General features: G+C 68.3%; 19 protein-coding genes, 1 tRNA gene and 2 pseudogenes. 7 read left to right on the top strand and 15 right to left on the bottom strand.

Features of this window, described 5'->3' with window-relative positions; genetic code table 11:
- Positions 1 to 130: 130 nt before the first annotated feature.
- Positions 131 to 1,375, bottom strand: a complete 1,245-nt coding sequence (locus tag ACH495_RS17875) for an Ig-like domain-containing protein (protein ID WP_396858820.1) — start codon at positions 1,373 to 1,375, stop codon at positions 131 to 133.
- Between the two features lie 189 nt (positions 1,376 to 1,564).
- The gene (locus ACH495_RS17870; protein ID WP_396858819.1) at positions 1,565 to 2,842 is read right to left on the bottom strand and encodes an Ig-like domain-containing protein; all 1,278 of its coding nucleotides are present in this window, start codon (positions 2,840 to 2,842) and stop codon (positions 1,565 to 1,567) included.
- 187 nt (positions 2,843 to 3,029) lie between these two features.
- Here ACH495_RS17870 and ACH495_RS17865 point away from each other — a divergent pair.
- Positions 3,030 to 3,105, top strand: a tRNA-Lys gene (locus ACH495_RS17865).
- 467 nt (positions 3,106 to 3,572) lie between these two features.
- The gene (locus ACH495_RS17860) at positions 3,573 to 4,418 is read left to right on the top strand and encodes a MarR family transcriptional regulator (protein ID WP_396858818.1); all 846 of its coding nucleotides are present in this window, start codon (positions 3,573 to 3,575) and stop codon (positions 4,416 to 4,418) included.
- On the opposite strand, the gene ACH495_RS17855 is transcribed toward ACH495_RS17860, so the two are convergent.
- The 11 genes from ACH495_RS17855 to amcA form a co-directional block, all read right to left on the bottom strand.
- On the bottom strand, positions 4,404 to 6,293 hold the full coding sequence (locus ACH495_RS17855) for an ATP-binding protein (protein ID WP_396858817.1): 1,890 nt from the start codon (positions 6,291 to 6,293) through the stop codon (positions 4,404 to 4,406). The genes ACH495_RS17860 and ACH495_RS17855 overlap by 15 nt on opposite strands.
- Positions 6,294 to 6,467: 174 nt before the next feature.
- The gene (locus ACH495_RS17850; protein ID WP_396858816.1) at positions 6,468 to 7,283 is read right to left on the bottom strand and encodes a phosphotransferase enzyme family protein; all 816 of its coding nucleotides are present in this window, start codon (positions 7,281 to 7,283) and stop codon (positions 6,468 to 6,470) included.
- Entirely contained in the window at positions 7,276 to 7,929 is a 654-nt protein-coding gene (locus tag ACH495_RS17845; protein WP_396858815.1) for a histidine phosphatase family protein, read from the bottom strand. Before ACH495_RS17845 ends, ACH495_RS17850 begins: the two co-directional genes overlap by 8 nt.
- A gap of 14 nt (positions 7,930 to 7,943) precedes the next feature.
- Positions 7,944 to 8,687 carry a phosphotransferase gene (locus tag ACH495_RS17840; RefSeq protein WP_396858814.1) on the bottom strand — a complete coding sequence of 248 codons (744 nt, stop codon included), beginning with the start codon at positions 8,685 to 8,687 and terminating at the stop codon, positions 7,944 to 7,946.
- Positions 8,684 to 9,499 (bottom strand): class I SAM-dependent methyltransferase, encoded by an 816-nt coding sequence (locus ACH495_RS17835; protein WP_396858813.1) that lies wholly within the window; start codon positions 9,497 to 9,499, stop codon positions 8,684 to 8,686. Before ACH495_RS17835 ends, ACH495_RS17840 begins: the two co-directional genes overlap by 4 nt.
- 24 nt (positions 9,500 to 9,523) lie before the next feature.
- Positions 9,524 to 10,042 carry a topology modulation protein gene (locus ACH495_RS17830; protein WP_396858812.1) on the bottom strand — a complete coding sequence of 173 codons (519 nt, stop codon included), beginning with the start codon at positions 10,040 to 10,042 and terminating at the stop codon, positions 9,524 to 9,526.
- 51 nt (positions 10,043 to 10,093) lie between these two features.
- Entirely contained in the window at positions 10,094 to 11,128 is a 1,035-nt protein-coding gene (locus ACH495_RS17825) for a hypothetical protein (RefSeq protein WP_396858811.1), read from the bottom strand.
- Positions 11,125 to 12,834, bottom strand: coding sequence for a carbamoyltransferase (locus ACH495_RS17820; RefSeq protein ID WP_396858810.1), 1,710 nt, complete (start codon positions 12,832 to 12,834; stop codon positions 11,125 to 11,127). The genes ACH495_RS17825 and ACH495_RS17820 overlap by 4 nt, the downstream gene beginning before the upstream one ends.
- Entirely contained in the window at positions 12,831 to 13,784 is a 954-nt protein-coding gene (locus tag ACH495_RS17815) for a thymidylate synthase (RefSeq protein WP_396858809.1), read from the bottom strand. The genes ACH495_RS17820 and ACH495_RS17815 overlap by 4 nt, the downstream gene beginning before the upstream one ends.
- 20 nt (positions 13,785 to 13,804) lie before the next feature.
- A complete protein-coding gene (locus tag ACH495_RS17810; RefSeq protein WP_396858808.1) occupies positions 13,805 to 14,776 on the bottom strand; it encodes an NAD-dependent epimerase/dehydratase family protein in 972 nt (323 codons plus the stop codon).
- Entirely contained in the window at positions 14,773 to 14,943 is a 171-nt protein-coding gene (gene amcA / locus ACH495_RS17805; protein ID WP_396858807.1) for a multiple cyclophane-containing RiPP AmcA, read from the bottom strand. Before amcA ends, ACH495_RS17810 begins: the two co-directional genes overlap by 4 nt.
- A gap of 442 nt (positions 14,944 to 15,385) precedes the next feature.
- Between amcA and ACH495_RS17800 the strand changes: the two genes are divergently transcribed.
- Positions 15,386 to 16,717 (top strand): multiprotein-bridging factor 1 family protein, encoded by a 1,332-nt coding sequence (locus ACH495_RS17800; RefSeq protein WP_396858806.1) that lies wholly within the window; start codon positions 15,386 to 15,388, stop codon positions 16,715 to 16,717.
- Here the strand turns inward: ACH495_RS17800 and ACH495_RS17795 are convergent.
- Complete coding sequence (locus ACH495_RS17795; RefSeq protein WP_135243618.1) at positions 16,714 to 17,370, bottom strand: HAD family hydrolase; 657 nt, start codon at positions 17,368 to 17,370, stop codon at positions 16,714 to 16,716. The two genes, ACH495_RS17800 and ACH495_RS17795, sit on opposite strands and share 4 nt — an antisense overlap.
- Positions 17,371 to 17,513: 143 nt before the next feature.
- Complete coding sequence (locus ACH495_RS17790) at positions 17,514 to 18,011, bottom strand: NUDIX domain-containing protein (RefSeq protein WP_396858805.1); 498 nt, start codon at positions 18,009 to 18,011, stop codon at positions 17,514 to 17,516.
- Between the two features lie 1,158 nt (positions 18,012 to 19,169).
- On the opposite strand from ACH495_RS17790, the gene ACH495_RS17785 reads away from it, so the two are divergent.
- The 4 genes and pseudogenes from ACH495_RS17785 (at position 19,170) to ACH495_RS17770 (ending at position 23,215) form a co-directional block, all read left to right on the top strand.
- A complete protein-coding gene (locus ACH495_RS17785; RefSeq protein ID WP_396858804.1) occupies positions 19,170 to 20,057 on the top strand; it encodes a replication-relaxation family protein in 888 nt (295 codons plus the stop codon).
- A gap of 381 nt (positions 20,058 to 20,438) precedes the next feature.
- Positions 20,439 to 21,351: pseudogene (locus ACH495_RS17780) on the top strand (DUF2637 domain-containing protein).
- The gene (locus ACH495_RS17775) at positions 21,335 to 21,745 is read left to right on the top strand and encodes a helix-turn-helix transcriptional regulator (protein ID WP_396858803.1); all 411 of its coding nucleotides are present in this window, start codon (positions 21,335 to 21,337) and stop codon (positions 21,743 to 21,745) included. The pseudogene ACH495_RS17780 and the gene ACH495_RS17775 overlap by 17 nt, the downstream one beginning before the upstream one ends.
- Positions 21,742 to 23,215, top strand: a pseudogene (locus tag ACH495_RS17770) (tyrosine-type recombinase/integrase). Before ACH495_RS17775 ends, ACH495_RS17770 begins: the two are co-directional and overlap by 4 nt.
- The last annotated feature ends 41 nt before the right edge of the window (positions 23,216 to 23,256 follow it).

The following is a 23,256-nucleotide window of genomic DNA, read 5'->3' as shown; positions in this document are numbered from 1 at the left end:
GCCGGAAGAGTGGACGTGTTGTGAGCGATATACCCCAGAGGCATAATTATGACTGTGGGGTATATCGCTCAGACCGAATCGTTCTTCATCGGGGCCACGCACGGTAACTGCGGGCCCTAGCGGTGACCGGTCAGGCGGTCGGCTCGTACGGCAGGGCGCTGCCCTTGACGTACTCGTCCCAGCTCAGGTTCCAGTCGGTCCAGCCGTTGCCGTTCTGAAGCTTGCGCTCGGTGCCCTTGACCGTGATCGGGTCGCCCAGGCGGGTGTTGGCGAACAGCCAGTTGCCGTCCTTCATCGAGACGTTGACGCAGCCGTGCGAGACGTTCGAGCGTCCCTGCACGCCCTCGGACCAGGGGGCCGCGTGGATGAACTCGCCGCCCCAGGTGAGCCGCTGGGCGTAGTCGATCTCGGTGCGGTAGCCCTCCTCCGGGCCCAACTCCTCCATGGTGTCGAAGACGGTGTGCCGGAGCTTCTCGATGACCACCATGGTGCCGCTGGAGGAGGGGGTGCTCTTCTTGCCGAGGCTCACCAGGATCGTCTTGACCACCTTGCCGTCCTTGGTGACGGTCATCCGCTTGGTGCGGTTGTCCACCGTCATCACGAACGACGGGCCGATCTTCACGTCGACGGTCAGGTCGGAGCGGCCGTACCAGCCGTCGCCCAGCGGCAGCCCGGCGGCCCGCACCTGGTAGGACACCGTGCTGTTGGCCTTCCAGAACGTCTTGGGCCGGTAGTGCACCTCGGTCGGGCTGATCCAGCGCCAGATGCCCTCCTGGGCCGGCTTCGCGGTCACCGTCATCCGGCGCTGCATGTCGTCGCGGTAGTCCTCCGGGATGGCCCGGCCGAACTTCACGATCAGCGGCATGCCCACGCCGACGACCTGGTTGTCACCGAGGAAGCTGGTCACCCGGACCTGCTTGGCCGGCTTGGCCATCACGGTGAACGTGCTGGTGGCGGTGGCCGGCTTGCCGTCGTCGCCGGTCGCCGTCACGGTCGCCGTGTAGGTCTGGGCGTAGTCCAGCGCGGCGGCGGGCTCCCAGCTCTTGCCGTCGGCGGCGAGCGTGCCCTCGACCGCCTTGCCGGTGGCGTCCTTCACCTCGACGCTGGTCTGCTGCGCCTCGGTGGTGGTGAAGGTGATGGCGGTGGTGGCCGGGACGTCCTTGGCGTCGGCGGCCGGCTCGCTGATGGTCGCCGCCGCCTTCGGGGCCTTCTCGCCGCCGTCGCCGCCGCCCTGCCAGCTCGACGGCTTGTCGCCGCCGCCGCCGGTGCAGGCCGTCAACGCCATGGTGGCGACGAGCACCGCGGCGGCGAATGCGCGGCGTCCGCCGCGGCGGACGCTCCCGCCCCGGATCAGTTCGTCCTGGCCAGCTCGCATGATTCCCTCACAAGTGTGCTGCGCGATCCCCATCGTCTCTGTTCAGACGCGTCGGACCGGGTACCCGTTGCCGGGAGTGAACCGGAACACCCCGTGACGGTGTAACGATTCTGTCGTCGTCCGGCGCTTCGTTGCGGGGGACGAGTCCCGGCGCTGCCGGAAGCAGCGCGCCCGACAACGGTACGCCGATCAGAACGGCGAGCCCTGTCCGCCCTTCGGCACCGGCAGGGCGCTGCCGGCGACGAACTCCGACCAGCTCAGGCTCCACGCCGTCCAGCCGTTGCCGGGCGCCAGTCGCCGCTCGGTGCCCTTCACCGTGATCGGGTCGCCGACCAGCGTCTTGCCGAACAGCCACCGGCCGTCGGCCATCGACACGTTGACGCAGCCGTGCGACACGTTCCGGCGCCCCTGCACCCCCTCAGACCAGGGCGCGGAGTGGATGTACTCGCCGCCCCAGGTGAGCCGCTGCGCGAAGTCGATCTTCGTGACGTACTGGTTGTCCGGGTCCGGCTCGTCGCGGGTGTCGAAGACGGTGGACTCCTTCTTCTCCATCACCACCATGGTGCCGCTGGAGGACGGCGTGCTCTTCTTGCCCAGGCTCACCGGCAGCGTACGGATCACCGCGCCGTCCTCGGAGACCGTCATCTTCTTGGTGGCGTTGTCCACCGTCATCTCGAACGCGCGGCCGATCTTCGCGGTGGCGCTCCGGTCGATGTTGCCGTAGCGGCCGTTGCTCAGCGGGATGCCGGCCAGCGCCAGCCGGACGGTGATCGTGGTACCGGTCTTCCAGTACTCCGGGGCGCGGTAGTAGGCCTGCGTGCCGTTGGCGACCCAGTGCCAGGCGCCGGGCTGCGGCGGGTCGGTCTGCACGAACATCCGCTTCTGCACCGCGGCCCGGTCCTTCTTCGGGATGCCCGGCGAGAACTCGGCGACCACCGGCATGGCCACGCCGTACGTCTTGTCGCTGAACAGGTAGAGCCCGGAGCCGATCGTCGACTTCGGCTTGGCCATCGTGGTGAACGTGCTGGTGCCCTGGTGGGTCGCGCCGTCCGTGCCGGTCCCGGTGATGGTGGCGGTGTACTTCGTCGCGAACTTCAGCGGGGTGGACGGCACCCAGCTGGAGCCGTCGCGCCGCATCCGCCCGCTGACGGCCTTGCCGTCGGCGCTGGTCAGGACGACCTTCGACACCGTGCCGCCGCCCGGGACCCGCGCGCTGATCTCGGTGCTGGCCGGCCGGCCGGTCGCGCCGTCGGCCGGGCTCACCGTCAACGACGACGCGGCGGGGGCCGCGTCGCTCGGCGGGACGCTCGTCGGATCCGGCGCGGTGGACGAGACGCCACCGACCTCCTGCTGCTGGCCGGGCACGAAGGCCGGCTTCTCCTCGTCGCCGCCGCACCCGGTCAGTGCCAGCGACGCCGTGAGGACCAGGACGCCCACCATCGCCCCGGCCCGCGCGAACCTGCCCATGCCCACCCCTGTCGTAGCGTGCCTGGCGGACATCGTGCCCCATCGACGCCATCGCGCCCGCCCCCGAAGTGGGCCGGCTGTCTGGTTTCGGCCTCTTTGCCGGTTAAGCTCGTCCGAAGGGTGGACCCCGGTATCGGATTGGAACCCCGCTCCGCGGGCATGCTAAGGTTCTTCCCGTTGTCAGCGAGCGCCGCTAGCTCAACTGGCAGAGCAGCGGACTCTTAATCCGCGGGTTCGGGGTTCGAGTCCCTGGCGGCGCACCAACGATCAAGGCCTTGACCTGGTGGTTCTCACTGGGCCGGGGCCTTTTTCGTGTCTGCGGGTAGGGCGTGGTGGCTCGGTGGGTGCTCGGGAGCCGATGGACCAGGGCGACGTCGGTGGACCCGGGCGGTGTTGATGGGACGCGGCGGGGTACCCGGGGCCGCCGGTCTGTGGCTGTCGGCGCGGGATGGTCGGGCGGCTGGGGTTGCGGCTGTCGGTGGCGCCGGATCGGTTCGGTTGGGCGGGCGTTTCCGGCATGGGCTCGGAGCTGGGTCCGGCGATCTTGACGGAGAGCGGTATGCCGGTTCTGCGGCTTCCGTCGTCAACTTTTCGACTGATTCGGTGAACAGTGATCATGGAAAAAGTCTCACAAACCCCGTTTTGAGGGTGTGGGAGTTCTCGCGGGGCGCCATGCGGCGACGGGTCGTCGGGGTGGTGGGGCGTTGGCGGGGTAGGGGATCATCGATGGGTGGCCGGTGGTCGTGAGCTGATACCGCGGCGGTGGCAGATCCTGTCGTTCCTGGCATTGCACGGCATGGCCACCACGAGTGACATCGCCGTGGTGGCGGGGGTGCCCCGGTTGACGGCGCACCGGGACCTCACCTGGTTGCACGCTGCGGGGCTGGTGGGCCGGGAACGGTCGGCGGAGGACCGGACGCATGCCTGGTGGTATCGGATCACCGGGCAGGGCATCGACCTGCTGAACCACGACCTCGTGGCCCTGGGACGGCCGGTGCCCCTGCAGCTCGGTCAGCGGCAGTGGGGTGCGGCGCACTCCCTGCTGTTCCTGCCGCTGCTGGAGGTCTCGCGGCGGGATCCGGGCCGGTGTGGGTTGTTTCAGTGGTTGACGACGTTGGACACGTCGGTGTGGCTGCGGCAGCGGGGGCTGGCGCACCTACGTGCTGACGGGTACGGGGTGTGGCTGGAAGACGGCCGGTGTCTTCGATTCCTGGTCCATGTTGACCCCGGGCCGGTCGGTGTCGCGATTGCCGAGCGCGAGCGGTCGACTGCTGGGCTCGGTGCTGTTCTGGCTGGGTACCGGCGTACCGATCCGGTCGTGCCGGTCGGTACCGTACTGGTCATCGCCCGAGACGCCGCCCGGGAGGACAACCTGCTCGCTGACTTGGTCAGCCGGCCGTTGCTTCCGCCGGTCGCGACCACCTCTGTCGACCTGCTGCAGCTGCACTGGCCGCATGAGCAGGTGTGGAGGTCGGCGACGGGCACCACACGTCACCGGCTGATCGACCTTCCTCCTCCAGTCAGAGTTATCCCCGATGAATTGAAATTGGGCGGATGGCCGTTATGGCATTCTTGATCCAGAAATCTTTCGCGGAATCTGGGCGCGCATGCGGCGTCCGGCAAGGTCCACTCCATCCAACTTCTCAATGACCCGCCGAAGGGCAGTGGATGGAGAGATAACAACGAACGCGAAGCCGCCATTTCCCGATGCATTGCGTCCGGGAAACTTTATCGACTCTACGTCGCAATGCTGGCCTACGACTTCAGACAACTGATGCTCGGTGGCTGCATACGGAAGGTTACCTAGGTATATTTCCGTCGTGTCCGTGGAGGGCAGCGAGCCTTCCGCATCCGGCGCATCGTGGCTAACTTCTACGGCTTCCGCGCGAAGGGGTGACTTGATGGTACTTGCCGACGGCGCACCCGGAATTACAACTCTAAAGCTGGGTATCTGCCGCTTCGGAACGCCCATTCTCTTGGCTTGTTGCATGAGTTTGTAATCGGACGCCGAACGCTCGATAAACTTCATTCCCCGCAATGGGGTAAGGATTTCGCGAACTAGATCGATGTCCACCAGGCCAAGGCGGTCGATAACGTCTTGGGTCGAGAATTCTCGGCCGCCGTATCCCAACGCCAAGACTGCCCGCTGCGACTCATCGAGTTTCATGTGTTCGAAATTGCTAAGCCAGAGCTGAATCTCGTCAGAATACATGGACCTGCTGAACAGCTTCACGAGGAAACCCGAGGAATCGTTAGCTAACTCTGGCGTAGCCAGAGCGCTGGACTTCATAACCTCGAATATCCGTCGAATCCCTTCGCCCATCTCGCGCACTAAGCCAACCTCTCGAAGAACGCGAGCGATAAGCGGGTTGCGAGACTCATGCACGCCCTTTAGGGATCGCAGGTCCGCAAGAGAAACAGTTGATAGGAGTTGGCCAGGGCTCTTGATTTCCATACGATCGTTGAACAGCGAGATCTCAATCCCGCGGCCCTCGATGGCATAATTGCGGTGGACGATTGCGTTGATAAGCGCTTCACGGCAAGCGATCTGAGGGTACAGGTAAGTTTGCTCAAAGCGGGCGCTCTCGGTTAGAGTCGTCTGCTGACTAATTGCTACCTGGACCCTTTCCCATGCCGTATCCGTCAAGCTGAGAATGTTCCCGGCAATGGTGTCGTCCTTAAGTACGTTGAATTCACTCCCACTCTGTGCGTCGGACCCTCGGTAGCTCGTTATTCTCACCTGGCAACGCGGATGCCAGCGTCTGATGTCCTTTGCGAATAGCAAAAGGGCGGCATTGGTCAATCTGAGTCCATTGGGGGTGAATTCGGCAAGGTCTAGATATTGAAGGCACTTCTCGGGACTAATGCCGTATGCGACCTGCGACGCTACGCTCTGGATTAAGTCAACATCTAAGTCACTTATCGTCGCTTGCGGCCAAGAAAACGATCTATCGTAATCCCGTGAAGCGTCTTCGAGCCTCTCGCCCTGAATCTTCTCGACACTTATGGGTACTGACTCTCTGTCCAGGCGTTTCACGCAGCGACCGTCTGCCGTCAGATAAACGTACTGCGTTCCTTTCGGGACGTAAAAGTAGACAACCTGCTTGCCGTCAATTGTCACTACGGTCTTGCGTGGAGGCGGTAGCGGCGTATCCGTATGGACGTGCGTCTTGTCGGCGTTAAGTAGGAGCTGAATCTTTTCTTTATCGTAAGGGACGCCAGTTACTGACCCGTCGTCCTCTACCCCGATCAGGAGCTCTCCGCCGTCGGAGTTCGCAAATGCAACGCACGTACGGCCTACGTCTTGCATTACAGACGAAAGAGGCCGCGCGGACTTATTGCCTGGCGCACCATCTATCGCACTCTTGAACTCACGAAAATGACTTTCGCCGATCTTGATCGCGAGTTCAATCCTCTCGGCCAAGAAGAGAGTTTCATCCGCCGCAAGCATTGACCCTCCCGAGGATACTTCGCGCAAAGTCTGTTCACCCTACGCCATTGCCTCCAGTGGCGGGATCCGCGGATGAGTCGCTAGTGGGCTATCGGTCTGAGTCATCTACATTGCTGCATTAATGTCTGATGTCTCGCGCTGCGCCATAGATTGTGTTGAAATGCGGGTCGGGTGTCAGTCAAGGCGCACTTCGGCTAGCGGAGGATGCGCTGCGGTCCGTCGTACCAAGTTTGTGAGGATGTCCAGACGGGCGCAGTGCTCCAGTACCAGATCATCCACTGCGCTGAGCTGGCCGTATGTATCGAGAAAGCTCCCGCATAGGTCTGGGCGGTGAGGCCATACGCGGGTGGCGAGTCGTACGAGGTCGCGAGCGGGTAGGTCATAGCGGGTGTGCTCGAAGTCGATCAGCCTGACCTCTCCGTCGTCGTAGATCATGTTGCGGGGCATGAAGTCGAGGTGGCACGGACGGGCAGGCAGCGGCGCCAAGTCTCGGAGGGCCCGCATGTGTGCGCGTACTTCGGCCCTGCGGGCGGCGGTGATGCGGTCCCCGGCCTGGTGGATCCAGTACTCGGCGCGGTCTGCGAGCCAGGCCGTCCAGTCCGGTTCGAGGCGGGGTGGTCCGGCGGCATGCAGTGTCTTGAGTAGCCGTCCGGCCTGGCGGTAGGCGCTCTGCTCGGCCTCGCGGCCGAGCTGCCGCTCGGCGAGCGGGACTCCCGCTACGGCAGTGATGACGATGGCCGGCGGGTCGTCGGTTGTCGCGAGCAGTCGGGGTGCCCTGTCTCCGAGGGCAGGAACCCAGGTCCGGTAGGCGTGGACTTCTTGGTGATGTCGTTCCAGCCCTCGATGGATCTTGACAACGACGTCTCCATGGGTGGCCGTCGAGGCGCGGAGGACGCGAGTGCCGGCGTGCCCGGGGTGCGAGGTCACGGGTTCGGCGTCGGCGTCGAGGAGCCGTTGGCAGAGCGCGAGGTGAACGTTGACGTCAGCCATGGCGGGGTTGGAGGTGTCGGGTGTCGTTGTGGCTGGCGAGTTGCCAGATGGTGCGGCCGAAGCGGTTGGTGGGCCGCTGCCACCGGGCGATGGAGGCGTGGTGGGTGACGAAGCCGAGTCGCAGGCAGGCGTTCCGGGGTAGGCCGAGGAGCAGGCTGTGAGCCGCTTCGACGGTTTCGCCGTGGGCGGCGATGAGGATCCGTTCGCCATCGTGGCGGGCGAGGATCTTCTGCAGGGCCGCGGTCGCCCGGTCGAGGTACTGGTTCCACGTCTCGGAGTCGAAAGCGTACTGGCGGTCCGGGCTGTGCTGAGGCGGTCCCTGGAAGGAGGTCTTGACGTCGACCCAGGGTCGGCCGTCGGCGTCGCCGTGGTCAGGGCCGCGGAGGTCCGGGTCGATGGTGGACGGCAAGTTCAGAGCTTGCGCGATGATCCCGGCGGTCTGGGTGACGCGGAGTCTGGGTGTGGCGTAGAAGGCGGCGTAGGGCCGTTTGGCGTGTTCGGCTGCCAGGCGGGCGGCGAGTTGCTGCGCCTGGTTCCGGCCGAGGTCGGTGAGGCCGGTGCAGCCCTGTTCGCCGCCGACGATCCCGGTGACGTTGCAGGTAGCTTCGCCGTGGCGGGCGATGGCGAGTTCGGTTGTCGGCGTCATGCGTGGGTTCCTTTTCAGGGCAGTTCGGTGAGGAACGGGTCGGGCCAGGGACGGACGGCGGGCCACGGGTGCCGATAGCCGTTGCGGCCGAGATATCGCAGAGTCAGCAGGTGGTGCAGCTCGGCGTACCGTTTCAGGTCGGCCAGGCTGCAGATCTGCGGAGCGACAGCGACGCGGTAGGCGCGCAGACAGCGAGTGATCGATCGGTCTGCCAAGCGGCCGTAGGTCATCGACGCGGTGACCAGCAGACCGGCCAGGTCGTAGCCGAAGGGCGCGAGCGTCAGGTCGTCGAAGTCGACGACGGCGACCTCATTACCGCTCGCGAGGTAGTTCCGAACGTTCGGGTCCTTGTAGAACGTCACGGACTCCCCGGCTCTGTCGAGTAGGGCGTCGATGACCGATCCGTGGATGCCCGCCTCGGCGGCGGCGTGGTGTAGCGGCGCCCGACGTGGACTGGCGAAGTCGGGGATCACGAGGCCGGTCGAGGTGGTGTGAGGTCGATCGAGGCGCGCGGCCCGAAGCTCCTGCCGGTGTGCGGCAGCGTGGAGACGGCCCAGGGCTGCCGCGGCCTGCGGAAGATCTTCGACCCCAGGTGCACGCCCGGGCAGCCGTCCGAACACAAGATGCTGGGCACCCCGCGCGATGAGAGCAGGCAGGCGTACGCCGGAGTCCAGGCCGGTGAGCCAGACGTGGTGGGCGGCAGCGGCGGCACAGCGTTCCGGGTCGTCGTACCGCTTGACGAAGAGATCGCCGCTCATGGTCGCGCCGCCACGGCGTAGCTGACCGTGGATCGCGTCGTGTAGGGCGGTGGGGCCAGCCGCTGCTGGAGGGTCGCTGTGAGAGCGGCGATCCCGCCGGTGAGGGCAATCCGGTACTTGGGTGTGGTGGTGAGGTAGCGGGCGAGGTGCGTGGCGTCGGCGAAGCGGAAGACGTGTTCCTCGTGCTGGACGTCGAGGACCGTTAGATGGCTGGCGGTGACGGTGCGCAGATTGTCGCTGTGGAAGCTCTCGTAGAGGCTCGGTCGGCTGGTGGCGTGCGGGTCGAGGCCGGCGGCGTGGACCAGATGGTCGAGTTCGGCGTAGCTGTCCAGCGACTTGGTGACCAGGACAGCGGTACCGCCGGGGCGTAGGCAGCGGGCGATCTCGGCGATGGCCTTGTCCGGTGTCGGCGAGTGGTAAAGGCAGAAGGCGGCAACCGCAGCGTCGGCAGCGCTGTCGGGCAGCGGCAGGTGGTGGAAGTCGGCCTGGACTACCGAGCCCAGCGCTCCGGCGTCCGCGAGGCGGCCGCGGGTGGTGTGGAGAAGCGCCGCGGAGGCGTCCACGGCAGCAAGGCGCTTGGGCCGGAGCCGGTCGGCCAGGCGCAGGGTTGTGGTGCCGCGCCCGCAACCGATGTCGAGCACGTCCGCCGCCGTCGGGACACGAGCGGCGAGCAGGTCGGCGATCGTATCGGCGACGTCGCTTCCGCTGATCTTGGCGCGATGCAGCGCGTGAGTGCGGTCGGCGAGCCGACCGTCACCCCGGTAGAGGCGGCCGCGGACCAGCGCGGGGTCAAGGAACGGGTTGGCCGACATGCGTCGCCTCCCGTTCCGCTGCGGTCAGGTCACCGGCGGGTGCTCGTCGCGGACACGTTTGACCAGTTGGGCGGCCTGACGGCGGCTGGTGAGGGTGATCAAGCGGACGTGTGGTCCATGTTCTTGGATTAGGTTTTGAACTCTCGGGCGCATGGTGCGCCGGTAGCCGAGGACGTAGCGGACGAAGTTCCAGGTGATGCGGTCGTAGACGCCGTCCTGGTGTTGCCCGCCCCGGTAGCGCCAGCGGCGCTGGGCAATGCCCCACAGGCAGGTCACGGCCGGCAGGTCGAGGAAGATCACGGTGTCGGCGGCGGCGAGCCGGATCGGCAGGGTGCCGGCGTAGTTGCCCTCGATGATCCACCGTTCGCCGGCGACCAGTTTCTCCTGCTGGGCAGCGAACTCGTCCTGCGGTAGGGGGTTCCAGTGCTCGTCGTAGTAGGTCGCGTCGAGGTGCGTCAGCGGCGCGTCGAGGATGCTGGCCAGCTGGCGTGCGACGGTGGACTTGCCGCTGCCACCGCAGCCGATGATGGCGATCCTGTCCATGGTTCTCCAGGGTAGAGGTGTGGTGCGCTCGTCCGGTGGTGACACGGTGGGTCATGACGGCACCGACCAGGGGTGATGCAGCAGGTAGGTGAGCACCTCGAGCTGGGTCGAGAGCCGGAACGGGTCGAGGTGACGTAGGCACCCTGCGATCAGATTCGCATGGTCACCGGTGCCGGCGATCTCGCTGAGCCAACCGATGCGGTGCCGCACCTCCGTGGCGTCGCGGACGATCAGTGACGAGGGGACAAGGGCGTCGGCGCTGCGGACGTCACGAGGCAGCAGGGGCACGCAGCCAGCAAGGATGGCCTCGAAGATCCGTTGGGTCATCTGCCCCGCTTCGGCGTACCGGGCGGGCAGCAGTAAAACGGTGGCGAGCGCGTCGGCGTAGATCGCGGACACCCTGGGGAACGGGACTCGGCCGCTGAAGTTCAGATCCGGCCATCGGCTGGTGTCCGCCCATTTGCCCGCAATCAGGTGGGGAAGTTGGGCGGCGGCCGCCGCGAAGTAGGTGTCGAATGCGTGGTCGCGGTCGTACTGGTTGCCGACGTAAACCAGTGGGGTGCGGCGGGGCAGGGCCGCCAGTGCAGCCGGGTCAGCGGTGTCGATGGCCGTGTCGGCCACGGGAAAGAGCAGTGGCACCGCGCCGGGAGTGGGGTGCAGAGCGGGTTCGCAGACGGCGACGTTGCGGGTATGGCGGAGGGGGTCCGTGGCGGGCAGCCGGCGGTCCTTGTCCCAGAGGATCGTGGGGATGCCGACGCGGCGGGCGTAGTGGTCGAGCAGCTCGGCCTGCCGGTGCAGGTCGCAAGTGTGGCCGGGTCGCCCGCAGGCGGTGGTGTTACGGCCGGGGATGGGCCAGCGCCATTCAAGGAACAGTGCGTCGATGTCGGGCAGGCCGACGTCCCAGCGGTAGTGGCCGGTGAGGTCGTCGCCGGCCTCGCACAAGTCCCGGTTGGGTTGCAGGAAGACGATGTCATGGCCGGCTGCCTGTAGCCCGTCGACCAGGGTCCGGCGGTGGCTGCGGCCTCCGTCCGGGGTGTCGGTGATGCCGGGGCCGAGGAATCCCCAGAAGCTGTAGCCGATTCTCACTTGGTTACCCACCAGCCTTCGATGAGCAGCGCGTCCAGGCCGGATTCGGTGAGGCAGTCCAAGGCCATCTCCGGTGTGCCGCAGATCGGCTTGCCCTTGATGTTGAGCGAGGTGTTGATCAGCACGGGGTGGCCGGTGAGTTCGCCGAAGCGGGTGAGGAGGTCGGCGAGGAAGGGGTGTTGCTCGCGCGTAAGGGTCTGGACTCGGGCGGTGCCGTTGACGTGCACGATCGCGGGTAGCTTGTCGCGGGTCAGCTCGGTCACGGGTGCCGCGAGCGACATGTACGGCGACGGTTGGCGCAGCCGGAAGTAGTCGGTGGCACTGTCGGCGAGGACGACGGGGGCGAAAGGTCGGAACGGCTCGCGGAACTTGACGGTGGCGTTGAGACGCTCGACCACACCGGCCTCCAGGGGAGAAGCGAGGATCGACCGGTGCCCCAGGGCCCGTGGGCCGGCCTCCAGCGCTCCGGTGAACAACCCCACGATCGCCCCGTCGGCCAGCTTCCGGGCCAGATGACGGACCGGATCCGCGGGTCGGCTGGCGCGCAGTCCGACGCGCGGTGCCGCCGGTAGTGCCAGGTCGGGATAGGCAGGGCCGAGGTAGCAGTGATGGCGCAGGCCAGTGGGCGGGCGGCCGGTCACGTCGAGCCAGGCGTGGGCGGCGGCGCCGATCGCGGTGCCCGCATCGCCAGGGGCGGGCGGCACATGCACCTCGTCGACGATGCCGGCCTGCGCGATGAGGCCGGCGCTTACGCAGTTCATCGCAACGCCACCACCAAGGCAGAGCAGCCCCGAGCCGGTGAGTCGGCGGGCCCGTTCGGCGAGGTGCAGCATCACCTGTTCGATGCGTTCCTGCAGGGCAGCGGCGAGGTCGGCATGCACCGGCTCCACCGGTGCCGCCGGCGGGCGCGGCGGGGATGTCGCGGCGGTGAATGCGGGCGTGACCCGGCCGTAGCGGCTGGCGAGCACCCGCAGGGCGATCAGCGCGGGATCGAGGGTGAACCCGTCAGGGGTGAGCCGGATCGCCCGGCACATCAGCTCCCGGAACCGGGCGGGGTCACCCAGGGCGGCCAGCGCCATCACGGTGCCTTCCTCATCGCCGCGCCGCCAGCCGAGGTGTTCGGTGACCGCACCGTAGGCGTAGCCGAGCGAGGCCGGATCGTTGATCGCGTGTGCCAGGTCGAGGCTAAGCCGTGAGCGGCGTTGCCGGGCGTGCCAGATGGTGGTCGTCTGCAACTCGCCGAGGCTGTCGACGATCAGGACCGCCGCGTCGTCCACACCGGCGGCGGCGAAGGCGTACAGGGCATGCGCCCGGTGGTGCTGCACCGGCTGCAGACGAGCGCGCGGGAAGCGCTCGGCCAAGTCCCGCATCCGGGCCTGGTAGCGGCGGTGGACCGTGGTGAAACTGAGAGCCCGAGGCACGGCTCGAGCGCGGCTGGCGACCTGCCGTAGATGAGTCGGCAGCTGGCCCAGCGCGCCCAGGTAGCGGCGTCCATCGAAGTTGTACGCCACCGTTGTCACCTCCGAGGGCGACAACCTGGCCTCGTCGAGCAGCCAGGCGACACCGCGTGTCGGGTAGGCCTTGCTGTGCTTGACCCCGTCGAGCCGTTCCTCCTCGACGAAGCCGATGAGATGGCCGTCGACCAGCAGCGCCGCCGCCGAATCATGCGTGTACGCACACAGCCCGAGCACCACATCCGCGCTCATGCCAACTCCGCCGAGGCCAGAGCCGGCTGGGTGAGGTGCCGATACCAGGCGACAAGGGCAGCGCCGAGTGGGCCCGGCGTGTCTTGGGCGAGCTCGCGCGCCAGGTCCCGCTGGCCGAGCTTCCAGCTCCGGTAGCTGGCCAGCACCTTTCCGAACGTGTCCCACGGGGTGCCGTCGGACAGGTCGCCGTCGCCACCGATGATCCGAACGAGGAGGGCGTCCAGGCTGGTCCAGTCCACGCCGAGCGGATCCATCTCGGTGACGGTTGGCTCGTGGTGGAGGCACTCGGCGGCGGCCGGGGCATGATCGGCGTACAGGTGCAGCGAGTCGACGTAGTGGTGGTATTCGCCGACCTCGACACCGAGCCAGCCAGCCATGAGCTCCTGCAGGAGCGTGGTCGCGAAGATGTCGTACGGGAAGCCGAGCCACAGGTCCTGGCTGCGCATGGCCGTGTGCATCTCGAGCCGGCCCTGCCGGATCAAAAACCGGTACCCGAGAGTGCACGGAACATCCCGGTAGCCGCGGTGGTCGCGTCCCGGGTCGTAGATCTGGACGACGGCCTGTCGGGAGTCCCGGTCGGCCGTCAGCTTGCGCACGACGGCGTCGAGCTGGTCGAGGCTGCCGCCCCACCGGCGGATCCGTGGCCCGTAGGCGCCCTGCAGGATTCCGTCGTCCGCGTAGCGGCGCAGGTTGTCGTTGAAGTCGAAGATCCACGGATCGTCCGAGCCGGAGAGGATCCACAGCGCCTCGGCGACGGCGAACGCCGGGTTGATGACGCGGACGGGCGGCACGGAGACCAGCCGGCGCCGAGGATTGGTCAGGCACAGGTGCGCGCCGACGACCTCGGTGGTCATCATGTCGCGCGGACAGGCGATGCGGCCGTTGAGCAGGACTGCCTGGCAGGCGGCGGTGAACAACTCGCTCGCGGAGTCCGCTGTCAAGACGATCATGAGAGGATCCCCTTTCAGAGTCAGGAGGTGAAGGCCGCGAGCCGATCGCGGGAGAGATTGACCAGCCAGGAGGACTGCCGGGCCATGCCCTCGTGCAGGCCGACCGTGGGCCAGTAGCCGAGCAGCCGGCCGGCAAGGGTCAGGTCCGCAGCCGTGGAGGCGACATCGCCGGGCTGAGCCTCGGCTACCTGAACCGGGATGTGCCGTCCGGTAACCGTGGACGCCTCCCGAATGGCGCCGCGCATGGAGACGCTCGCGCCGCCGCCGACGTTCGCCACAGCACAGCGGGCATCGATGTGAGCGGCAGCAACCGTCGCGGACACCACGTCGGTGATGTAGGTGAACTCGCGCCGTTGGCTGCCGTCGCCGAACAAGGTGATCGGCAGGCCGGTGTAGGCCGCGAACAGCAGCCGGCCGATGGCCATGTCAGGTCGCTGCCGTGGCCCATACACCGTGAAGTAGCGCAGCGCTACGACGCTGAGTCGGCTGTCGGGGCGACGGGCGTAGGCCAGACACAGCTGCTCGGCGGCGAGTTTGCTCACCCCGTACGGAGACACCGGGCAGGTCGGGTCGGTTTCGCGGCTGGGCCGCTCCGCCGGGCCGTACACGCTCGACGACGAGGCATAGACCAACCGTCGCACGCCCGAGCGGGCGCAGGCGTCGAGCAGCCGGTGGGTGCCGAGGACGTTGGACTGGGCGTAATCGTGGAATTCCGCGCCCCAGGAGGGCCGGACCCCTGGTCTGGCGGCCAAGTGAAACACGATGTCGCAGCCCTCGAGAGCGTCATCAAGCCGGTCGGTGGCAAGATCGCGAAAGAGCGGTGTGAACAGTGGATTGCCGGCTGCGGCTGACAGGTTCTCGTCGGCGATGGCGTTCTGGCCGAGGCGGCGGCGGTCCAGACCAACCACCTGCGTGCCTCGGGCCAGAAGCGCGTCGACGACGTGCGAGCCGATGAAGCCGGCCGCACCGGTCACCAGCACCCGCGCCGTCACCGGCGGCCACCGGCCTGAGTCGGTTGCGACAGCATGCGCTGCCACACGAAGGTGAGCAGGATGGGCTCGGTCTGGGAGACCTTTGCTCGGCCAGTCGCTGGTATGCGGAGCTGCGCCGCCGGAGTTGGCCCGTCCGTGCATGCGTGCCGGGAGACGTACACGGTCATGACGCCGCCGCCCGACGAGCTGCGGTTGACTCCCGCTGGTTGGTCCAGTCACGGCGGGCCCGCCGAGGTGCCGGCGGGCCCGCCGTGGTGAGGCGGCGGCTGGGAGCACCCCGCCGGTCACCCGCCCGCGCAGCCCCGATGGCAGTACGCGGGCGAGGAATCAACCTCACGACTGCACCCCCGGCCGCCGCCGCATCAGGCAGCGTCTGCTTGATAGACGTCGTGTTCGATCTCTTCACCGTGAATCCCCTGGCGTCGATGACATTGGGTTGGTGAGCTGGCGCCGCCCAGCAGCGTCCGTCGATGCTCGTCAACAGCGAACCGTCCAGCGGATCGGATCGGTACCGTCCACGAGCCGTCCGCTCGCAACCAGGTAGTGACGCGCGGTAGCGGAGATGGCTAACGTGACCGTCGTCGACGCAGGACGTATGGAGGTGCGCGAATGGCCGGACGGCGCTACCCCGCCAATCGGCGGCTAGCGTGGGAGAGGCTCCAGCGGGGCTGGTCCTACGAGGAGGTCGCCGAGCGCATCCGCACCGAGATGAGCCACGCCGGGGAAGCTGACACCGGCTTGAATGCCAACACGGTGCGGCGGTGGGAGACCGGTGAGCGGTGGCCCGACCCGCGCTACCGCAAGCACCTCGTGGCCATCTTCGACAAGCCGGCGAGCCAGCTCGGTCTGCTCACCCCCGACGAGCTGGCGATGCGCCCCCAGGCGGAAACACTGGACGAGTTCAGGAGGTTGTGGGAAATGATCACCGGAGGCGACGAGGCCGGCTGGGACCGGGCAACCGTTCTGCGCGCCTTGTTCGGCGCCAGCATGCTTCCCCTGGTGGCGCCCCTACTGTCCCTCGATCCGCAGGCCGCGTACGCCCAAGCCAAGGCCATAGATCCCGACGCGTACGCCGAGATCGTCCGGTGTCAGCGCACGCTGTACTGGACCAGCCCCGCCCGGCCGCTCTACGAGGCCGCGTACGCCCACACCCAGCTCGGCAGCGGACTCGTCCGCGCGGCCACCGGCACCAGCCGGGTGACCCTCGCCGGTGCTCTCGCCGAATCGGCGCTGCTCACCGCACGACTGGCGTTCTTCGATCTCAACCAGCCCGCCGTCGCGCAGCGCTGCTACGACGTCGCCCTGGCCGCCACCCGTGAGGCCGGAGACCACGCCCTGGCCGCCGCCATCCTCGGCCACATGGCCTTCATCCCCGCCTTCGGACATGATCCGGCCGCAGCCCGGTCACTGATCGACGCGGCGCTCCAGCACACCTGGCACGGCGTCAGCCCGGCCGTTCGCTCCTGGCTGCACTGCGTGGCCTCGGAAGTCGAAGCCCGCGCGGGTGCCGGAGCGGCGGGACGGCACCAGATCGATCTCGCTGCCACCGCACTCGAAGCGCGTCCCGAAGCGCCCGCATGGTTCGACTACTACGACACGGGCCGGCTGCACTCCTTTGCCGGTTATGCGGTCCTCGCCGCTGGCGACCATGCTGAGGCCGCGCGCCACCTGGCCGAGTCCCTCGCCCGCTTGACCGCGACGGGCGCCAAGCAGCGCAGCGTCGTCCTCGCCGACCTGGCCTCGGCGCACAGCAGCGACGGCGACCACGCCGCCGACTACCTCAACCAGGCCCTGGACGCCCTGAACACCGACTGGTACGGCACCGGGCTGGAGCGGGTCAGAGCGGTCCGGCAGGTACTCGGTGACAGCCGAGCGGGCCACCAGCTCGATGACCGCATCGCCGCCCTCGCGACCAGCCGGGCCGCTCTTCCGGGGAGCTAAGCCGCCGACTCGTTGTGTCGGCGTACCAGCTCGGGCAGCTCTGCCAGCGAGTCGAGCTGGAAGAGGCAGCGGTCGCTGATGGTCTTGTCGTCGAGGATGTGTCCCCACGGTCCGCGCCGTACGAGGGCGGTGGCGAGCCCGGCGGCCTGGGCGGGGCGGATGTCGTTGTCGAGCCGGTCCCCGACGTAGAGGACCTGGTCGGCAAGGCAGCCGGCCTCCGCGACGACGCGGTCGAAGAACGCGGCCGACGGTTTCTCGACGTTCCAGCCGTCCGAGGTGCCGATCACGTCGACCGGCAAATCCAGGGCACGGAGGATGGTTTCGGCTCGGGCGGTCTGGTTGCCGGCCAGGCCGACCTGCACGCCGAACTCCCGTAGTGCAGCCAGGCAGGGCCGGGCGTCCGGGTAGAGGTTCTCCTCGGAGAAGTGTTCCGGCTGCCCGGCATCGGTCCGGCGCTGCCGCTCCTCGGCCAAGTCGAAGCCGGGGCGGAACACCTGGAACGTCTGCCGGTAGTCCAAGCCGCGAGCGATGACGGCGCCGAAGACGGCGGAGAAGGTGTGCCGCGGGACGCCGAGCCAATCGGCCCAGGTGCCGTACTCCCGGGACTCGTCGACGATCGTCTCACCCACGTCGAAGAACACGCTCGAGATCATCCTGGGATTGTGCCTCTCGGGCTCCACCGGATCAACGCGTGCCGCAGGCGGGGCCGTCGCGCGGGTTGTGGTGCTGCAGAGATGGCAGGAAACCACCGCCGCTGGGGATGCCCCGTCCCCGGCCGACGATACGATCCGGCTCGCTATCTGGTGGAAGGCGCGGTTCCGTTTTCGAGGTAGACGCCGCCCCGCCCGATCGCGGCGACCGCCGCGGCAACTCGCCGAGCCAGCCGGGGGATCAACACGTCGCCCAGGCGCTCTGGCTCGACGAAGTCGAACCGGTCGAGCTCGTCTGGGCGCAGGCGCATCGTCGCGATCTGGTCCGGCGTCAGTACGCCGCCGTCGAAGACGAACATGAGGCCGCCGTCCCAGGGCGGGTTCGGCGGCACCCAATCGACGCACAGCAGCGCTCCCGTCGGCATCGACAGGCCCAGTTCCTCTCGGATCTCGCGGGCGCAGGCGGCCGCCGGAGACTCGTCCGCCTCCACCATCCCGCCGGGAATCTCCCACACGTCCTTGTAGGTCGGGTGGACCGCCAATACCCGGCCGGCCTTGTCACGGAGGACCACGCCGGCCGCCGCGCGGACCCGTGTCACGCTGGCGATGTAGGAGAGGTCGGGTTCGGTCGGCGTCTCGGACACGCGACCGACCCTACGGGCTCCTTCCCAGCGCGTAGCTCAACAGCGAGCGAGGCCGGCCGGGCCGGTCGACCATCGGCCCGCCCTGGAGCCGCTAACGAGCATGGCCGGACAACTCGGGCGGCCGGAGGAGACGGCGCTCGCGCCCTGACTGACCTCTTGCCGAGACCCCAGTCTCATAAAGTGAGACACCTGCGTGTGCTGGCCAAGATTCTTCGCCCCGTTCGGGAGGGGAATCCGTGCGAATTCAGGTCAGTGCGGGTTAGCGGGTGCCAACGCGTCCAACTGGGTCCGGAAGCGTGATGATCGACTGCCGGTGATGCTGGTTGACAGGGTGCTGCCGGCGGAGGCGTACTGGTACGCATCCGACCGCGTGGCGGTCCGCCCGCTGGGGTTGATCGGCCGGGCTGGTGGCGCTCCTTCGGGAGCGTCGCCGGTCGTTCGAGGGGCCCCAGGAGCGGGCAGGCCGTCGATGGGTCTGAGTGACAGGGGGTTCGCGATGAAGGATCTTTCTCCGGCGGGTTGACCCGACGCCCGACCCGGGTCGTCGTGATGTCGACGGACCTGGGTGCTCCTGTCCTGGGTTGAGGCGAAGCCCGTGCTCGGTGCGGTGCCATGCCGCCCGCTGCAACTGCCACCGCTGTTCCCCGCTGTACGCGGCTGCCCCTGCTGGCGGTCGTGTCGAGCGCTGCTGCCCTGATTCGCCCACGGGCCGGCCAGTACGCCGGTCGGCGTGTTCGTTGACAACTCCACAGTGTGAAACATCCGCAGCCCGTCGCACCCGCCGCGCCAGGCTCGGCGGCTGCGGCAGGGCTTCCGCGACCTTGCCATGGCGTCGTGACTTTCGACGCCTTCTTCGTCTTCTTCGTCTTCTTCGATCAAGGAGTTGCTGTGTTCCCCGTACCTGTCGACCTTCTGCGCCCCGGCTTCCGACCGGGGGTAGGGACAGAACCGGTCTCGATCCCCGTTTCGGGGTCCGGGTTGGCGTCCGGGTTGAGGTCAGTCTTCACCCGGACGCCGGAACGGACCCCCTGTCTCGTCTCACACCGCAGGTCAGGCCGGCTGTCAGTGTCGTCGGCTTGTCCTGCGACAGACCCTGCCTGGTCTCGGGTCTCTCCCCCTGGGGCTGGCATTCCCTACCCGGAATGGAGGTGGTAGCCGGTGGATGATCCGGTCCTTCGGGTCCAGTCCCAGCTGACCGGCCGTGACCGGGTGCTGCTGGGCTGGTTGTACGACCACGGCGTGTTGACGTCGTTCCAGATCGCGACCGCCCTGTTCCCGTCCCTCGATTTCTGTCAGCGGCGGCTGCGGACCCTGTACCGGCTGCGCCTCGTCGCTCGGTTCCGGCCGCAGCGGGCCGACGGCGGCTCGTATCCGTACCACTACGTCATCGACCAGCTCGGCGCCGAGGTCGTCGCCGCAAGCCGGGACGAACGTCCACCGCGGCGGGACCACGCCCGGGTGGAGCGGCGGCGCTGGACCTTGACCCGCAGCCTCTCTCACCGCCTCGGGGTGAACGGGTTCTTCACCGACCTGGCCGGGCACGCCCGCACCCATCCGGGTGCCGGCTTGGTGGAGTGGTTGCCGGAGGCGGTGTGCCAGCGTGCCGGTGCGTTCACCAGCCTGCAGGATCCGGGGCTGGTGCGGGCGTATCAGCCGCGGGTCCGCCCGGACGGCTACGGCCGGTGGGTCGAGGACGGTGTCGAGGTGCCGTTCTTCGTCGAGTACGACACCGGCGCCGAGCAGCTGTCGATCCTCGCCGGCAAGGTGGACGGCTACCGGGAGTTGTTCGCAAAGATCGGGCGGGCGTGGCCGGTGCTGTTCTGGCTGCACTCGGCCGCCCGGGAACGCAACCTGCGCCGCGTCCTGGCCGATGGGCCGCTGTCGGTGCCGGTCGCCACCGGTGCCCGCGACCACGCCGTCTCGGCGGGACTGAGCCCGGCGGAGGCGGTGTGGGCGGTGGCCGGCGGGGGAGGGCAGCGACTGCGGCTGGTCGACCTTGCCGGGTACGTGGCGGACGCCTCACGTCGGGCGGGTGAGGCGGCGTGATCGGCGACCGCAGGACGGCGGCGGACGGTACCTCTACCGCCGGGCGGACGGCAGAGGTCGACGTCTGTCACGGATCTGTCGGGACCGGCTCAGCCGGTGCTGACAGATCCGTGAGAGAACCGGACGTCCCCTCCCACAGCGGGCGGACCGCGTCCGAGTCCCGCGTCCGCTGCGGGCGGTCCCCGACCAGTGTCCGGTCCCTGCCCCGAGGGTGGTCCGACGCGGAGTCGGTCCGCCATCCCATGCCGCCTCCTGCGACTGACGGACGGACCGGAACACCGGTCCGAGTCGAGGAGGTGATGGGCCACGACAGCACCGGTCCCTGAACCGGACGCCAATCCGCGCGATAGCCGTGGTGAGGGTGGCGTCCAGGTCGTCATCATGCTGGCGATCGGCGGCGCAGCGGGGGCGGCCAGCTTCACCCACGTGCACAACGTGGCCGCCGCGCACGGCCAACCTGGGTGGCTGGCCTGGGCCGACGCGATCGTCCTGGAGCTGATGTCCATCGCCTCCGGCCTGGAACTACGCCGCCGCAAACGCGCCCACACCTCCACCGTTTTCCCCGCCACCGTGCTGGCCTGCGCGGTCACCCTGTCCCTGGCGGCACAGGTCGTCGAGGCCGAACCTTCGGTCATCGGCTGGGTCGCCGCCGCGGTACCCGCGCTCGGGTTCCTCGTCATGGTCAAGATCGCCCTCGGACGGACCAGCACCGCCACGCCCGCCAACACCGCCTGGACGGTTGGGGACGGCCGACGGGATGAGGCCGGGCGGACCGTTCCGGACAGCGGACTGGACGAGGCGACCCAGTCCGCTGTCACGGCGGGGGAGCGGCGGTCCCGGACCCGGACCGTCCGCTCACCGGATGCTCGTCGCCGACACGGCGGCCGGAACCGGCAGCGAGCGGACCGGGGACGGTCCGCGCAGCCGTCCGGCGACGTGGCCGAGCTGCTGCCGGCGGCGCGCAAGGTCCGAGACCGGCTCGCCGCGGACGGTCAGGCACTGACCCGGGCGGCACTCGCCGAAACCCTCCGCGCAGCCGGTCACACCGTGTCCAACACCCGCCTATCCGAACTCCTCAAGACCCTCAAGGTCGAGTCGTCGGCACCACCTGAGCTGATCGCGAGCCCGGCCGTGCCGACCAACCCGACGCCACCGCCTCTGTCACTGGAGCGGCGCAACGGTGGCGGAGCAGCCACCCCTGCGCCGGTCGACCCAGACGGGAGCACCCCCGCTCCTACCGCACAGCCATCCATCTCATAACCAGGAGAAACCTGATCATGAACAGCCCCACTAATCACGCTGACCAGACCACCCGCACCACGACCGACAGCACCACCACCGCGCCCGGCGCCGGGGAGGTGTGGACGATCGAGCGCATCCGTGCCCTCGGCGTCACCACCACCCTCGCCACCACCGCCTCAGTGCTCGGGATCAGCCGATCCCAGGCGTACCGGCTCGCCGCCACCGACCAGTTCCCCGTACCGCTGATCCGGGCCGGCAGCCGCATCATCGTCCCGGTTGCCGGCCTTCTTCAGCTCCTGCTGGTCGGGGACCCCGCTTCGACCGACGACCACCGACGACTTGATGCCGACGCGAAGGTGAGCGTGGATGCGGTGACCCCGCCACCAGCGGATTCCACCCGGTACCGCTGGCGGCACCATACGAAGCATCCAGGAGACGATGAGTGAAGGGATCCACCTTCAAACGCTGCGGCTGCCGCGACAGCGTCACGGGCCGGCGACTGGGACGATCCTGTCCCCAGCTTCGCCGGCCCGGCGGCGGCTGGTCCCGCACCCACGGCCACTGGCACTGGCAGATCGAAGTACCAGCCCGCGCCGACGGCACCCGCCGCCCGCTCCGCCACGGCCCCTACGCCACCCAGGCCGACGCCGACGCCGTCCTGGACCGCATCCGGGCCGCGCTCGCCGTTCCCCGACCCCACCGACCCGCACACCACCGTCAAGACCGGCGACCTGATCGAGGCTGCCGTCAAGACCGGCGCTCCCGTCCCCAGCCGGGAGCAGGTCCGGCGGGCGTTGCACCTGGACATCACCCCGACCGAGCTGCCCACGATGCAGGCGTACCTGACCGACTGGCTCGCCGGACGCAAGAACATCAAGACCGGCACCGTGCGCTCCTACGAAGGGCACATCCGGCTGTACCTCATCCCGCATCTCGGCCACCTGCGCATCGACCGGCTCCGGCCCGGACACATCGACGCCATGTACGACGCCATCGCCCAGCGCAACACCACCATCGCCACCCTGCGCGCCAGCCGCGACCCCGCCAAGCGCACCCAGGTCAAGAACCAGCGGATCGTCGGCCCCAGAACCCTGCACGTCATCCACGCCACCCTGCGCAAGGCCCTCAACGACGCGATGCGCCGCCACCGCTATATCGACACCAACCCCGCCCTCATGGTCGAACTACCCACCGCCCGAGCACCCAAGCCCACCGTCTGGACCGACCAACGCATCCGCACCTGGCGCGACACTGGCAAGACCCCCAGCCCCGTCATGATCTGGACACCCGAACACACCGGCAGATTCCTCGACCACACCCACGACGCCGACGACCGGCTCTACGCCCTCTACCACCTCATCACCTTCACCGGACTCCGCCGCGGGGAAGCCTGCGGCCTGCACTGGGACGACCTCGACCTCGACGCCCACACCCTCACCGTCCGCTGGCAACTCGTCCAACACGGCTGGGCCACCGCCATCGACACCCCCAAAACCACCGACAGCGAAGCCGCGGTCGCCCTCGACACCGAAACCGTCGCAGTGCTGCGCGCCCACCGCACACGGCAACACCGCGAACGCCTCGCCGCCGGTCCTGCCTGGACCACCACCGGACTCGTGTTCACCACACCCACCGGTGGGCGGCTCCACCCGGCCGACGTCACCGACCACTTCCACCACCTCGCCACCCAAGCCGGACTACCACCCATCCGACTCCACGACCTCCGCCACGGCGCTGCGACCATGGGACTCGCCGCCGGCGTCCAGATGAAGATCATCTCCAACCGACTCCGCCACTCCAGCCCACACTTCACCGCCACGTTCTACGGCGCTGTCCTCCCCGAACTCTCACACGCCGCAGCCGAAGCAACCGCCGCCATCGTCCCCCGCCGTGGTAGCACCGCAATGCCGGCGTAGTTCGCAGTTTCGCCTCCATCAGTCGCGCAGGGCCGGCCGAC

The organism is Micromonospora sp. NPDC018662, assembly GCF_044391475.1.
Taxonomy (GTDB): domain Bacteria; phylum Actinomycetota; class Actinomycetes; order Mycobacteriales; family Micromonosporaceae; genus Micromonospora.
The sequence above is the reverse complement of the archived record's forward strand: the minus strand, read 5'-3'. Positions and strand labels throughout refer to the sequence as shown.

Coding starts and splice junctions, on each gene's coding strand:
- ACH495_RS17875 (WP_396858820.1), bottom strand. CDS start 1,375: ATGCGAGCTGGCCAGGACGAACTGATCCGGGGCGGGAGCGTCCGCCGC.
- ACH495_RS17870 (WP_396858819.1), bottom strand. CDS start 2,842: ATGGGCAGGTTCGCGCGGGCCGGGGCGATGGTGGGCGTCCTGGTCCTC.
- ACH495_RS17855 (WP_396858817.1), bottom strand. CDS start 6,293: ATGCTTGCGGCGGATGAAACTCTCTTCTTGGCCGAGAGGATTGAACTC.
- ACH495_RS17850 (WP_396858816.1), bottom strand. CDS start 7,283: ATGGCTGACGTCAACGTTCACCTCGCGCTCTGCCAACGGCTCCTCGAC.
- ACH495_RS17845 (WP_396858815.1), bottom strand. CDS start 7,929: ATGACGCCGACAACCGAACTCGCCATCGCCCGCCACGGCGAAGCTACC.
- ACH495_RS17840 (WP_396858814.1), bottom strand. CDS start 8,687: ATGAGCGGCGATCTCTTCGTCAAGCGGTACGACGACCCGGAACGCTGT.
- ACH495_RS17835 (WP_396858813.1), bottom strand. CDS start 9,499: ATGTCGGCCAACCCGTTCCTTGACCCCGCGCTGGTCCGCGGCCGCCTC.
- ACH495_RS17830 (WP_396858812.1), bottom strand. CDS start 10,042: ATGGACAGGATCGCCATCATCGGCTGCGGTGGCAGCGGCAAGTCCACC.
- ACH495_RS17820 (WP_396858810.1), bottom strand. CDS start 12,834: ATGAGCGCGGATGTGGTGCTCGGGCTGTGTGCGTACACGCATGATTCG.
- ACH495_RS17815 (WP_396858809.1), bottom strand. CDS start 13,784: ATGATCGTCTTGACAGCGGACTCCGCGAGCGAGTTGTTCACCGCCGCC.
- amcA (WP_396858807.1), bottom strand. CDS start 14,943: ATGACCGTGTACGTCTCCCGGCACGCATGCACGGACGGGCCAACTCCG.
- ACH495_RS17800 (WP_396858806.1), top strand. CDS start 15,386: ATGGCCGGACGGCGCTACCCCGCCAATCGGCGGCTAGCGTGGGAGAGG.
- ACH495_RS17795 (WP_135243618.1), bottom strand. CDS start 17,370: ATGATCTCGAGCGTGTTCTTCGACGTGGGTGAGACGATCGTCGACGAG.
- ACH495_RS17775 (WP_396858803.1), top strand. CDS start 21,335: ATGAACAGCCCCACTAATCACGCTGACCAGACCACCCGCACCACGACC.